The following is a 15174-nucleotide window of genomic DNA, read 5'->3' as shown; positions in this document are numbered from 1 at the left end:
GCGTGGATGTATTGCCAGGAACCGTGCGCCGATCCTCGACCTGCAGGTCGGATGGGCAGCCACCAGGGACATAGCCCTGGATATTGCATCCGATCTGCCAGGCAGCGGGCGCAAGGCAGGCCGAATGCGCGCGGAGTGGATCCATCCAAGACACGGGTATAAAAATGGTAGCGATCGTCAGCGGCAACAGTCTCGGCCTGAGTTTGACGTCTTTGGCAACCCTTGGGCAGCGCGGCACGCAAGGTGCAGCCGGCCAAGGGCGCAACGGCGAGCAGGCGTTCGTCAACCTTACGAACGGCAACCTGGTCCTGCAGGACTTCGACGACAAGCTAGTCGGGCGCGGCCTGGACATCAGCGCCGCGCGGACCTACAACAGCCAGGGGCTGCTCAACGACGATAACGGCGACAACTGGGTGGTTGGCGCCTACGGTCAGAGCGTCAAACTGCTCAGCGGCACGCTGGGCGCCGCGAGCAGCACGCTGGTGCGCGTGGACCGAGATGGCGCCGCGGCAACCTACACCTGGGACGCAGCGCGAAGTCTTTACGTCAGCTCCGCGGGCGCGGGGGCGTTCGACACGATCGCCTATGACGCCACTGCCCAGCGCTTGAACTGGACCGACGGCGACACCGGCTTGCAGGAGAGCTACGAGTCGACGTCCCTTGGGCGCCTGCTGACGGCCAAGGATCCTGCCGGCAACACGCTCAGCTATACCTACAACGCCAACGGCACCCTGCAGAAGATCGCCGACGCCAACGGCGAGACCACCTACTTCGACTACACCGGAACCAACCTCACGCAGATCCGCACCGAGGCAACCGGCAACGTCGTCCTCACCCGGGTGCGTTACGCCTACGACGCGTCCAATCGGCTGACGAGCGTAACCGTGGACCTCACGCCGGACGATAACGTCGTGGCGGATGAAAAGACCTACGTCACGACTTACACCTACGACGGCACAAGCAAGCGCGTGGCATCCGTCACGCAAAGCGACGGCACCAGCCTGGCTTTCAAGTACACACTGGTCGGCGCTGACTACCGCGTCTCCAGCGTCAAGACCGGTGACGGGCGGACCACGCTCTATTCGTACGACACCACCAACCGTGCAACGACCGTGATCGACCCCATGGGTCTTCAAACGGTCTACACCTACGACGCCGCGGGCCAACTCACGCAGATCCAGGCGCCCACAGTGGGTGGCGTCTCGCAGACGACGCTGTTCAGCTACGACGCCGCCGGCAACATCACCTCCGTCACCGATCCCCAAGGTTTCACGGTGACGATGCAGTACGACGCATACGGCAACCAGACGCTGCAGCGCGACGCCGCGGGCAACACGATCACCCGGACGTTCGACGCGCGCAATCAGCTGCTGACCGAGACGGTCTACCTGACACCCGATCCCGACGGTGCAGGCGCCGCGCCGCCCACTCAACCGCTGACGACGCGCTACATTTACGACGCCGCGGGCAAGAACCAGTTGCGTTTTGTCGTAAGCGCAGAAGGCCGAGTCACCGAGTATCGCTACGACAGCTACGGCCAGCGCACGTCGGCCTTGCAGTATGCCGGCGGCAAATACGACGTTTCTGCCCTGACCACGACCGCCGTGCCGACAGAGGCGCAACTGGTCACCTGGAGCGGCACCCAGGACCGCACACAGGCCAGCCGCACCGACACGGTCTACGACGCGCGCGGCCAGGTGCAGAAGGTGACGGTGTTCGGCACGGTCGACGTCAGCGGCAACGGCGTGGCCGACGCCACCCAATCGATCACCCAGTATGTCTACGACCGCGCAGGCCTGCTGCTGAGCAGCATCAGCGCCACCAATGGCACGACCCAGTTCACCTACGACGGCAAAGGTCGCCAGCTCTCGAGCCAAAACGCGCTAGGGCAGACCACCCTCACGAGCTATGACGACGCGAACAACAAGACCGTCGTCACGCTCGCCAACGGGCTGATTACAACTAGCGCCTACGACAAGAACGGGCGCCTGACCAGCATCACGCAGAGCTCGGCGCAGTCGACCAACCTCGGCACGGCCTCCAACACTTATGACGACGCCGGTCGCTTGATCCAGCAAATCGATGCAACTGGCGTTGTGACAGGCCGCGTGTATGACCTCGCCGGTCGCTTGGTCGCAGAGATTGACGGAACGAACCGCGTCACCGAGTACTTCTACGACAGGAACAACCAACTTACGCAGAAGATCGTTTATGCGACGGCCGCCAACGCGACCGCTGTCAGCAACTACTACTCAGACCCGAGTTCGGTGCCGGCGAGCAACCTGAACAACATCCGCCCGGCAAGCACTACCGCCGACCAAAAGTCCTGGCGCATCTACGACAGCGCCGGACGCCTGGTACGAACCGTCGATGCCGCTGGCGCCGTCACGGATCTGCGCTACGACGGGGCATCCCGTCTGACTGGCACGACACAGTACGATCAGGTCATCGCCACAGGTGCGCTGACCAGCGCGCCTGCGCTCGAGAACACGACACCTACTGCGGACGCCAACAAGGACCGGGTCACGCGGCGCTTTTACGACAACGATGGCCTGCTGCTGGGCACGCTGGACGCAGAAGGCTATCTCACCGAATCGCGCTACGACGGCAAGGGGCGCCTGATCACCCAGATTGCCTACGCGACCGCGACGACGGCATCCTTGCGTGCAAACGGAAGCATCGCGCAGCTGATTCCGGGCAGCAACGCGCAGGATCAGACCTCGCGTTGGTTGTATGACGATCAGGGCCGCGTGCTGGCGCAGATCGACGCCGAAGGCTACATGACGGAATTCGTGTACGACGCCAACGGCAACGTCACGACGTCCACTCGCTACGCCACGCAGGTCAACGCCACGTTGCTGTCACAGATGACGACGGCCACCACCGTGGCGACCCTGCGGCCGGCCACGGCTGGCGGCGTACGCACAACCGCCAGCGTCTACGACAAGCTCAACCGCGTCACCCAGCGCACGAACTACGAAGGCACCGTCTTCCAATACGAGTACGACAACGTCGGCAACCTCGTGAAGACGACGAATGCCGTGGGCACGGCCGAAGTGCAAACAGTCAATGCGCGCTACGACCTGCAGGGACGGCTCACGGGCGAGCTGACGGCCGAAGGCGGCGCATTGCTGGTGGCCGGGCAGACGCAAGCACAAATTGACGCGATCTGGTCGCAGTACGGCCTCACCCACGCCTACGACGCGGCCGGCCGCCGCGTCAGCACGACGGATGCGTACGGGAACAGAACGCTGTACTTCTATGACAAGGACAGCCGGCTCACCCACACGATCAACGCCCTGGGCGAGGTCACGGAGCAGCACTACAACGCGCTCGGCCAGCTCGATTCAACTACACGCTATGGCACCCGGCTGGCCAGCCTGACGGACCTGAGCGGCGGGCTCGTCACCCTGGCCTTGACCACGGCCGTCACCGGCATCAAGAACACCACGCTCGACACCACACAGACCTTCAGCTACAAGCTGGCCGGTCAGGTCGCGAGCGCCGCGGACGCCCTCGGCAACGTCACCCAGTCGAGCTATAACGCCTTCGGCGAACTGACGGGCCGTACGCAAGCCCTGGGCAGCGGACAGCAATTGGTTCAGTCGATGACGGTGGACCGCCGCGGGCTGGTCACCGGCACGGTCTCCGATGCCTCTGGAATCAACGCGATCACGAGCGCCGTCTACGACGCGTTTGGACGCGTCAAGAGCAGCACCGACGCCAATGGCAACGTGCGCCAGCAAAGCTTCGACCGGCTCGGGCGTACCGTCAGCACGACCGACGCGCTCGCTGCTGTGCGCTCCAGCACCTATGACGCATTCGGGCGCGTGATGACGCAGACCGACGCGCTCAACCAGGTCACCACCTTCACCTACAACCAGACACTGCGCAGCGTGGCGGTGAAGACGCCCGAGAACATCACGGTCACTACCGTGTACACCCGGCTGGGCCAGACCCAGAGCGTGGTGGATGGCAACGGCAACACCACTACCTACACGTACGACAAGAACGGCAATCAGCTCACCGCGGTGACGGCGCTGACGACCACCGCAAACACCTACGACCGTGCCGGTCGCCTAGCGACCACCAAGGACGCCAATGGCACGGTTGTCACGCTGGGGTATGACGCCGCCAGCCGAGTGCTCACGCGCACCGTCGACGCGACCGGGTTGAATCTGATCACCACGTACGCGTACGACCCCAAGGGCCAGCAATACACGGTGACGGACCCCAACGGTGTCGTCACGCGCATCACCTACGACCTCAAGGGTCAGGTCCTCAGCCGTGCGGTCGACCCCGCAGGGCTTAACCTTCTCACGCAGTACACCTATGACGGTGTGGGCAACACCCTCACCGTCATCGATCCGAACGGCGTGACGACCCAGTACGTCTACGACAAGCTCGGTCGCCGCACGCAGACGCGCGTGGACCCCGCCGGCTTGAACCTGACGACGGCCTATGCGTACGACAAGAATGGCAATGTCACGAGTCGCACGGATCCCAATCTACAAGTCACGCGCTACGCGTATGACGCAGAAGATCAACTGATCTTCACGCTGGACCCGCTAGGCAACCTGCAACGGACCAAGTATGACGCCGAGGGGCGCGTCATCCAGACCGTCGGCTACGCAGCCCCCATAGACGTCACCGGGCTCGGAGCAGCGCCGACGGTCGCACAGATCGAAGCCAAGGTCGCCGCGATCGTCAACACGGCCAAGGATGCGATCGAATACCGTGTTCTCGACAAGAACGGGCGCATCGTCGCGACGGTGAACGGCTTGGGCGAGGTCGTCAAGTTCGTCTATGACGGCAATGGCAACGTCATTGACCGCACGGCCTACGCCAACAGGATCACGCTTGCGAGCTGGACAGTGGGCAGCGTGCCCGCCCCCACGGCCGATGCCACGAGAGATCTACGCCTGCGCACGGTGTACGACCAGCTCAATCGGGCCATTTACACGATCGACGGCACGGGCGCCGTTACGCGCAATATCTATGATGCCAACGGCAATGTCGTCGAGCACCTTGCGTACGCGACCCCGGTCCCTGTCGCGACCGCAGCCACCGCCAGCGCTCTTGCCGCGGCCGTTCTGCTGGCGACCAATCCTCAGCAAGCAGGCACCAACCTCCTGACGCAGAGCGAGTTCGCAAATGGCGTGACCGATCTGCAAGCCAAGGGCGGCGCTGTAACGACGGCGACAATGACCGGGCTGGCGGGTGCCATCAGGCTTGACAAGGACCCGAGCGTTAGCACCTACGCCTACAAGTCACTGACTCCAGCGCCGATCTCAGGATTGAGCTACACGCTGTCGGTGATCGTGGAAATGGAAGACGGTTTGCCGCCCTCCTTCGGCAGTGCCAGTGTTAGCACAGCCACGAATTCTTTCGGGCTGGCGTTGTTCTCGGGTGCAACCAATCCGCTGAAATACGTGGTCCAGGACCTCGGGGGCGGGCGCTATCGTGTGTCCGTGACTGGCGTGGCGCCACCGGCTGCGAATGCATATTTTGGCGTAGTCAAGTACACGGGGAATGACGCTCGCGCCTTCCGCGTCTCGGGCTTCCAGGTGGAACAGGCCGAAGTTGCCAGCCGCTACACGACCACCACCACGGCAGCGGTGGTTCAAGTGGCGACCGGCGTGCGCGAACGCTTCGTCTATGACCGTGCCAATCGCCTGACCTGGCGCGCCGATGGCGTCGGCGCGGTCACGCAGTTGGTCTACGACAAGAACGGCAATGTACTGAAGACCATTCAGTACGCGACGGCCATCACCGGCGCGGCGTCGCTCACGACGGTTACTACAACTGCAGGCGACCGGATCACGGACTCGGTTTACGACACGGCAAACCGCCAAACATTCGTCACGGACGCACTCGGCACGCTAACCGAGACGGTCTACGACAAGAACGGCAACGTCACCACGCGCTATGCGTACTCGAAGCCGGTGGCCGTGCCTACGACGACCAGCAAGCTGACCGACGCGCAGGCCAGAACTGCGCGCGTCTACGACTACGCGGGCGGCGATCGCGTCACGCGTGCTGCCTACGACGCCGCCAATCGCCTCATCCTGAACGTCGACGCCACAGGCGCGATGGTGGAGACCTTCTACGACGCCGCGGGCAACGCGATCAAGACGACAAGCTATGCCAAGCCGATCGTTCTGACGACGCTGCAGAACAACTGGACCGCCAGCTACGCCACACTCAAGGCACTACTCGCGCTCGATACGGCCAACGATCGCACGGTCAAACGCACGTACGACAGTGCCAGCCGCCTGGTCTATACCGTCGACCCGATGGGCTTCGTGAGCAAGAACGTCTACGACGGCGTCGATCGCATCACCCAGACGGTCAACTACTGGTATGCCATCCCGGCGGCCACGGCCAGCACGACCGCCGCCGTGGCTGCGGCCATCGTGCCGCAAGCCACTTCGGACCGAACCACCAGCTTCAGCTATGACGCCGCAGGTCGTCTGCTGAGCACCACCGACGCACTCGGCTACACCGAGAGCTACACCTACAACGGCCTGGGCCAGAAGGTCACCTTCACCAACAAGAAGAGCTCGGTGTGGTCGTACGTGTACGACGCGGCGGGTCATATGACCACGGAGACCGCGCCAGCCGTCGAAGTGACGGCGGTCAAGCTGGACGCCAACGGCAACCTGGTCGTCGATGCCGCGAACTCCGCCACCGTGGGCGTCATCACCCAGTTGACTTACGACGCACTGGGCAACCTCAAGTCGCGCACAGAAGCTGTGGGGCGCCCCGAGCAGCGCGTCACCAGCTATGAGTACGACGCGGTGGGACATCAGGTCCGTACGGTTTTCCCGACGGTCAACGTGTACAGCCCCGCCGGCGATTCGCTCGCCACGAACGGCGCGGGCGGCCTTGCTTCGCGCACCGAAGTGGCTACGACGCTGGAGACACGCACGACATACGACGTGTTCGGCAACGCCATCACGAACCGCGACGTGGCTGGCAGCTATAGCTACAAGACGTACGATGTGCTGGGCCGCGTCAAGTACGACGTCGACGCGCTGGGCTTCGTCACCGGGTACGTCTACAACACCTGGGGGCAAGTCATCGAGCTGACGCGCTTCGCCAACGCCACCACCCTGGCCGACAGTTCACCAGCGAGCCTGACTGCGACACAGGTCACCACCGCAGTGAACGCGGCTGGCATCGACCATGGCCCCGACCGCAAGATCACGACGACCTATGACCGTGCCGGGCGGGCGACCAAGGTCGTTGAGCCTCAGACCTACACCTACGACTCCTCCGCCCCGGCAGGGTCGCAGTACGCCAGTGCTGGTCGCACCACGGTCAACACGTACAACGCCTTCGGCGACCTCACCCGCGTCGGCCTGCTCAAGAACGCGACCCAGAACACCTGGATCTACACAAACAACTACTACAACCTCAACGGGCAGCAGATCGCCAGCGTCGACGCGCTGGGCTATCTGACCACCCAGTCCTTTGATTCCTTCGGCAAGGTCAGCGTCCACACCGAGTTCGCCAATGCGGTCGCAAACTGGAACGCCGCCAGCGCGCCTGCGACGCCGCCCACAACCACCGCGGATGTGCTCAACGACCGCAAGACCAGCTACGCGTACGACCGCATGGGCCAGAAGCTCAGCGAGACGCGTGCCAATGTGGAGTACAGCGCAAGCAGCAACGGCACCACCTCACGGGCGGACCTGGTGACCAGCTACGCGTACGACGCGGTCGGCAACCTCACGCGCACCACCGATGCGAACGGCGGAGCCACTTACAGCTACTACGACGCGCTCGGACGAGTGAGCGCGACGGTCTCGCCGTCCACCTCCAACGGCAACCTCGTGGCCGGCACGAGATTTCAGCGTGATGCGTATGGGAACGTCGTCGTCAAGACCGAGACGCACGTCTACAAGTCAAGCGCCTCCGCAGACGCATATGCATCGGTTGGCGCCACGACGCTGGCCCCAGGTCAGAGTCTGACGCCAGGACAGAGCATCTATTCGCCCGACGGCCGCTACAACTTCACGCTTCAGACCGACGGCAACCTGGTGGTCTACGATCGCCACGACAACAACCAGGCGGTCTGGAATTCGCAGACCTCCGGAAGGGTTGCCACCAGTTTCACTTTCCAAACCGATGGCAACCTGGTTCTGAGCGGGCCGAGCGGAACCATCTGGTCCTCCGGGACCGCTACCAAGGGTGGCGCCAGCCTGGTCATGCAGGGCGATGGCAACCTGGTCCTCTACACCGCAGCCGGTGCGGCAGTTTGGTACACAGGGGGCGACAACAATGCCGCAATCAATGCCGACCGCGTGACCTACACGCAGTACGACAAGCTTGGGCATGCCACACAGAGCACAGACGCTGCGGGCTACAGCCACTACAGCTCGTACGACGCGCGCGGCAACATTGCCAAGGAATGGCAGTTGGTGACCGACGGAAACAACGCCTCGAGCACGCTGTTCCGGGCGTACCAGTACGACAAGTTGGGCCAGCAGACGCACGTCATTGACCCGGCCTCCCGCAGTCAGGTCAGCGGCGGCACTGTCACGACCGTCACGCAAGCCCAAGCTGGGTTGGTGGACACGGCGCTTGAATACAACGGCTTCGGCGAGGTCACCCGCAAGGGCGTCAACGGCGGGCGCCAGGAGTATTTCAACTACGACAACGCCGGGCACATCTGGCGCACCAACTCGGGCGACGGGGTCGACAAGGTCGCTTTGTACGACCTCGTAGGCAACCAGACGGCCAACATCACCAGCTACGGCAGCACAGCTGGCGATGTCAACCTGCTCAACAGCTACTCGACGCCTGACGCCGTGGCGGCAGCCGATCTGCGCCGCACCGACATGGTCTATGACCTGCTGGGTCACCTGGCGTCGACCATCGCGCCGCAGCGCAGCGACGCCACCGGTGGCGCGCAGGTCAGCCGTCTGTTCACCCAAGGCACGATTGCCGGATCCAGCGCACCCACCCGCGACGAAAGCGGCATGGCCAACGGCAGCGTTGGAACGAACGTCGTGAATCTGGCCTGGTCGGCGCTGCGCAATCTCGGCAGCGGCGACATCAAGGTCGTCATGGAGTACACGACAAAGCCGTACTCCGTCACGCCCGTCCCGCTGGACGCCAACGGCAATCCCGTCATGACCGATGAGAACGGTCAGCCTTTGCCGCCGCCACAAATGGTCGCGGGCCAGCCGCGCAGCCGCACGCAGATCGTCACCAACCTGGCGGAGAACACCAACAGCCTCACGATGCGCTGGGACGACGCCGCGAACGATGCGAATGGCGGCGTCGGGCGAGTCACCAAGATCACGATCTACAAGAAGGACACCTACGGCAACTGGCAGCCCGTGATCGCCGACGGCACGGTGGGCTACAGCGGTCAGGTGATCGACATCGACGCACCGACCGATCCGTCCAGTTCGATGCGCTTGCAGATCCGCGCCGCAGGCAGCACCGGCGAGACCGGCTGGAGCGACGCGCCAATGGTCAATTTCGGCGACATGCTGCGCTACAACGCCAGCGCTTTGCCGCCGGGCAACTACGAGTACCGCGTCACCCAGACGACCAGTGCGGGCGTCGCGACGGTGACCGCTCGCGGCACGGTGGTGCTGACCTCCCCTCCCCTGGCCACGATCAGCGTGCCCATGGGCTTCTACCAGACGAGCCTGTACACGGGCGGGCTGTTCACCTGGCCCTCGCCAGGCGCCTCGGTGGAGCAGACGTTCCGCTTCCGCGCCGCAGGCGGCAACGGTGCCTGGACCACGGTGGCAGTCTCCGACCGCGGCAACGGCCGCGACGGGATCGACCTGTCGGCCATCGCCGCAGGCAACTACGAGTACGAGTTGCTGTGGACCCGTTCGGGCGAAGGCGTGCCGTATGCGCACGCCACGGGCCCGATCAGTTCGACGGGCTGGGTGCTTCCTCAGTGGGTCCCGCCGGTCAACCTGCCTGTAATCACCGGGGTCTCTGTCCAGATCGTTGGTACCGGTGGAGTCGACGAGTCCAACAATCCCATCGGCACCCCGCTGACAAAGATCCAGTGGCCCTACGTCGCCTCGGACGGCGCAGGCAACGCGGTCACGTTCCGGTACCGTGTCCAAGGCAGCAACAGTGCCTGGAGCACACTGCCTATTCAGGGTGTTGCCGGCAGCGACGAGTCAAGCCAGCCGCTTGGCACGCAAAACGTCGATGTCACCAGCCTGCCAGCGGGACGCTATGAGTTCCAGATCCTGGCGACCTACACCTCCCTGGGCACCACGCAATCGGTTGCTCAGGCCACGGGGATCCTGGACAACACCCGCACCCCCATCATGGAGACGCGCTCGGGCGTCAACGTGATTCCCTATCAGGTCCAGGTGGGCTCCACCCCGATCTACGCGAGGGACGAAGGCGGCAACATCATCTACGAGACCGTCTACGAGACGCAGTACCAGACGCAGCAAGTGCCCGTGTGGGGATGGGTACAAGTGCCACGGGTGGAGGCCTATCAAGTCGCTGTCCAGGGCGGCCCCATGATTTCCGGCTACGACGAGTCGAACAACCCCATCTATGTGCGCGACGCCTGGGGCAACATCCAGTACGAGACGGTCTATCAGACGCAATACCGCGTGGTCTACGACAACGTCTGGACGGTTGTCGGCTGGCAGCCGACAACCGTTCCAGTGCAGGTGCCGGTGCAGCGTCCCGTCATCACGGGATATCAGCCGGTGTACGAGTGGCGCTACAACTATGTGCCCTACTCCTACCAAGTGCAGGTCGGGACCACGCCGATCTCGGTCCAGGACACCACGCCGCCTTACACGCCGGGGTACTGGACGCCGGCCATTCCGCCGCTGTTCGCCTCGCAGAACACCACCGGAGCCGGCAGCGCCGCAGCCAGTGAAAACAACACCGATAGTGCGGCGGCAACTCAGACGCCAACGATCCAGGGCGCGAGCACCACCACGCGCCCGGCGGTCAACCAGAACGTGGACCGCTGGGGCAACGTAGTCTCGATCAGCGACCCTCGCTCGGCCGCCTGGGTCACCACCTACCGCTACAACGCCAACAATCAGCTCGTCGAGCAGAAGCAACCCGACGCCAACGGCGCCCAAGATACAGCGGGTGCCGCGACCACTCAGCTGTTCTACGACAAGCTCGGCCGCCAGGTGGCGGTCAAGGATGCCAATGGCAATGTGCAAGGCCAGGTCTACGACGCGCGCGGCAACCTGATTCAGGAAGTGCACGCCGACGGCGGTGTGATCAACAACAACTACAACGTCTTCGGCGACAAGGTGGGCACGGTGGACGCCGAGGGGCGCTCGACGAGCTTTACCTACGACAACCTGGGCCGGCTGTTGACGACCACGCACATGGCCGCCGACATCTGGGGATGGGCAAGCCCGTTCGGCCCATCGGTGACCTCGACGACGGCGATCATCGAGGCGAATACGTGGGATCAAGCGGGACGCAAACTCACCCAGATGAATGGCGCGGGCGAAATCCTGCGCTATGCCTACGACCTGCGCGGCAACGTCATCAGCACCACCCAGCCTCTGGGGCAGGTGACGCGCGCTGCTTTCGATTCGATGAACCGCAAGGTCGGCGAATACGACGCCAACGGCGCGCTGGCCACCTGGAGCTACAACTACTTCGGGCAGCTCACGGGTCACGTCGACATCGGCGGGGCAAGCTACAGCTACACCTACGACAATGCGCGGCAGCTCACGCAGCAGACCAACTCTCGGGGCCAGAACCTCAAGTACTCGTACGACAGGGCCGGCCAGCTCCTGCGTATCGACGACGCGGGCGTGGGCAAGGTCACTACCTATGCCTACGATCTGGCAGGCCGTCACGTCCGTGAGACCACCACGCAAGGAGGCGTCGCCTACCAGGACAACCAGATGGCGTATGACGCCCTCGGTCGCCTGCGCTGGGTGGCCGACACCAACGCGTACATCTCCATCGACTACGACAAGGTCGGTAACCGCACGCACATCCACACCAAGCTGAACTACAGCGGCGTGAGCAGCCTGGTGGGACAGATCGAGCAAGCCGAAGAGAGCGACCGCTACTTCGCCTACGACCAGATGAACCGCCAGACGCTCGTGGATTCCGCCACCGGCGACGGCAGCGTGCTGGGCGCAGACGGCCACCGCCTTAGCTACGACAAGAACGGCAACCGCAAGCGCGATGAGCACGCCGGTGTGCGCATCATCCAGCAGAACGGCCAGTGGACGGCCGTGGGCGGCAATGTGGTGGAGACGTACGACTACGACAATCTCAACCGCCTGACCACCACCTGGCGCGACGGCGCGCGGGTGGAGACGCGTGGCTATGACGGCGCAAGCCGCGTCATCCAGTCCATGCCCGATGGGCTGGGTGTGGACTACGTCAACCTACACCGCCAGTACCGCGCCGTCAATGGCACCGACGCCCTGCAGGGTCGGAGCAGCCAGTATGACGCGAACGGCCGTCTGACCCACCAGAGCACGGTCGAGTACATGGCCGCCGCGAGCGTGGTCGACTACACCTATGACGCCGTGGGCAACGCGACCTCGTACCTGGTGGCTGACACGCTCAACGGCACTTTCACGAACACCGCCGTCACCGTGGAGCGCGCCGAGGGCTATCGCACCGGCTCGAGTTTCAGCGTGACCGCGCGCGCCGGCACCACTCAGATCCTGTCCCAAGGCATCCTGGCCTACAACTACGACGCCAACGGACACCTGAAGTCCACCGGCGACGCCGGCCAGGTCAACCAGCTGGACCTGCGCACCCACAACTACGTGAGCGACGCCAACGGCAACGCGCTGTATGCCTACTACGCCTACGAAGGGACCCCGGACAAGCGCGTGAACGCGCAGCGCCAGATGGTGGTCAACGGTGAAGTCCTCGGGCGCTATGGCCTGCTGACGGACAACCGCTTCGACGGCACACCGCTGGCGCAGAACGGGCCGATCTTCACCGCTCAGAGCGATTTCAGCTTCGGGTATCAGCCGATCAACGGCAACTACCCTGCCGGCACGCCGGGCAGCTACTCGGTGGGCGTGAACGACACGCTGCAGACCATTGCCAAGGGTGCCTACGGGGACTCGAGCCTGTGGTACCTGATCGCGGATGCCAACGGGCTGAGCAGCAATGCGGACCTGCGTGCGGGTCAGGTGCTGCGCATTCCAGCGGCGACCAGCGGCGCGAACAACGTCAACTCCTTCAAGCCCTACGACCCGAGCAAGATCGCCAATGACTCGGCGACGATGACGGCCATGCCGCAGAGCCAAGGCGGTGGGTGCGGCGGGCTTGGACAGGTCATCATGGCCGTGGTCGCGGTCGTGGTGGCTTACTACACGGGGGTGTACATCGGCGCAGAGAGCGTCGCGGGCTATGCAGCTGCCGGAGCGGTGGGCTCGATTGCCAGCCAGGCTGTGGGCATTGCCATTGGAGCGCAGGACAGTTTCAGCTGGAAGCAGGTGGGGCTTGCGGCCATCGGAGGCGGCGTGACGGCGGGGCTTTCCGGGGTGGATTTCACGGGCAACGTGGTGGGCAATGCCATCGTGCGCGGAGCCATTGCCAATGCCGCGTCGCAAGGCATCGCGGTGGTCACTGGCCTTCAGAACAAGTTCAACTGGAAGAGCGTGGCGGCCAGTGCGCTGAGTGCGGGGGTGGCCCAGGGGCTGAATGCAGCCATGGACTACTACCCGGGCCAGCAGGCCAACATCGCCAATCTACCGCTTGGAGCAACCACCAATTTCAACCTGGGCATGAGCCTGGTGTCGGGCATCGGGGGCAGCGTGGTGGGGCAGACGCTGCGCGGCGGCAAGGTGAGTGCTGCAACGTTGGCCGCCGACGCCTTTGGCAATGTGATCGGTGACTCGCTGGCTGCGGCCAACGGACAGAGCGGTGGCAACAGCGGGGGACAGCAAGAAGACCGTCTGGGCGACTTCATTTCGCAGAGCCAAGGAGCTTGGGACCAGCGGTATGCGAATTACCAGCAAGTGGTGGGGGCCTTTAGTCAAGCTGCTGGCGGCACAAGTCAACCGGGTACCCAGTACGCCGATTCATCGAGAGTGCTGCGCACGGGCGTGATGACGGACGCCGGAAGCGGGGGCATCAATCCTGGATCGGTCGAGTCGCTGCGCCAGCCGGATGGCACATACCGAGTGCAAATCAACGGGGTGGCTGATGAGTCACCTGCCTTTACGGATGCTGAAGTCGTTTTGATGCGCGCTGAAAACCTGGCGCGTGGTCAAGCTCTTGCTGCGCAAGACGCCACGGCATACAGCAGCGGAGTGATGGGCAACGAAGGTCGTGCAGCCGGCACACCATTGGCGCCTTTCCCGGACCGATGGGTCAACCCTGCAATGATCAACGGCTCCTTTGCTGTGGGACATTGGGAGCCGCTAGGCAACGACTCGCCGAATGAGGCAAGAAGGCTGTCGAACTATCCCTCGCGAGAGATGCAGTTGGTGGGTTACTCGAACCAACAGGCTTCGGACTTCAGTGCGGCGCAGTGGAAGGGGTTCGCTGCGGAGTACAAAGCGATCCAGGGCTCCAACTTCACGCGTGACAGCTTCTACAACGGGCTGTGGACCAAGGGGGCGCAGTTGGACATTGCAGCTGGCAACACGAATCGAGGGATCTTCGATGAGATGGCTGGCGTTGCCAGTGCGGCAGGGGCGCATGCGGATGTGGGATTGGCAGTTGGGCGCGGGATCGGGCAAGGCATCGGCAACGGGCTCGGCAACGTCGTGGGCATGGCGGGGCGGAAGAACCGAGTTGGAGCTGTGGCAATCGGCGCCAATGTTCAACCCAATCCCGAACTTGTCGGACCGTCACCAGAGTTGATCGGACCACAGCTCCCGCCTTGGAAGGGGCCTATTGACTATGGATCTCTCTTGAAGGACGGGCCAAAGGTTGGATCAGGAAAGCCCTTTACAGCGGCGCAAAAGCTAAAAGCCGAAGAACAAAATAGGATCATCAACGATGGGTTACTACGCTCTGATGGGAGCGGTAAGTTGGTCGACAGGAGTCTAAAAAGCCAATCTGGAGTGACAACACCAGTCAATGCCGCACAGTTCGACCACAAGACTCCTCGTCGTCCTGCAGATCCCAGCGTGTCTCCGGGGAGTAACAGCTACAAGAATTTGGCTATTCTCACGAGCGGAGAGAATAGAGCTAAATCTAATAAGTAGG

General features: G+C 63.6%; 1 protein-coding gene. It reads left to right on the top strand.

Features of this window, described 5'->3' with window-relative positions:
- Window positions 1–164 precede the first annotated feature (164 nt).
- The gene (locus tag ACCD11_RS11630) at window positions 165–15173 is read left to right on the top strand and encodes a LysM peptidoglycan-binding domain-containing protein (RefSeq protein ID WP_413313961.1); all 15009 of its coding nucleotides are present in this window, start codon (window positions 165–167) and stop codon (window positions 15171–15173) included.
- Window position 15174 lies beyond the last annotated feature (1 nt).

It is taken from the genome of Variovorax sp. Varisp36 (assembly GCF_047304235.1).
Taxonomy (GTDB): Bacteria; Pseudomonadota; Gammaproteobacteria; order Burkholderiales; family Burkholderiaceae_C; genus Variovorax.
Note: the sequence above shows the minus strand (reverse complement) of the source record. Positions and strands in the feature narration are given on the sequence as shown.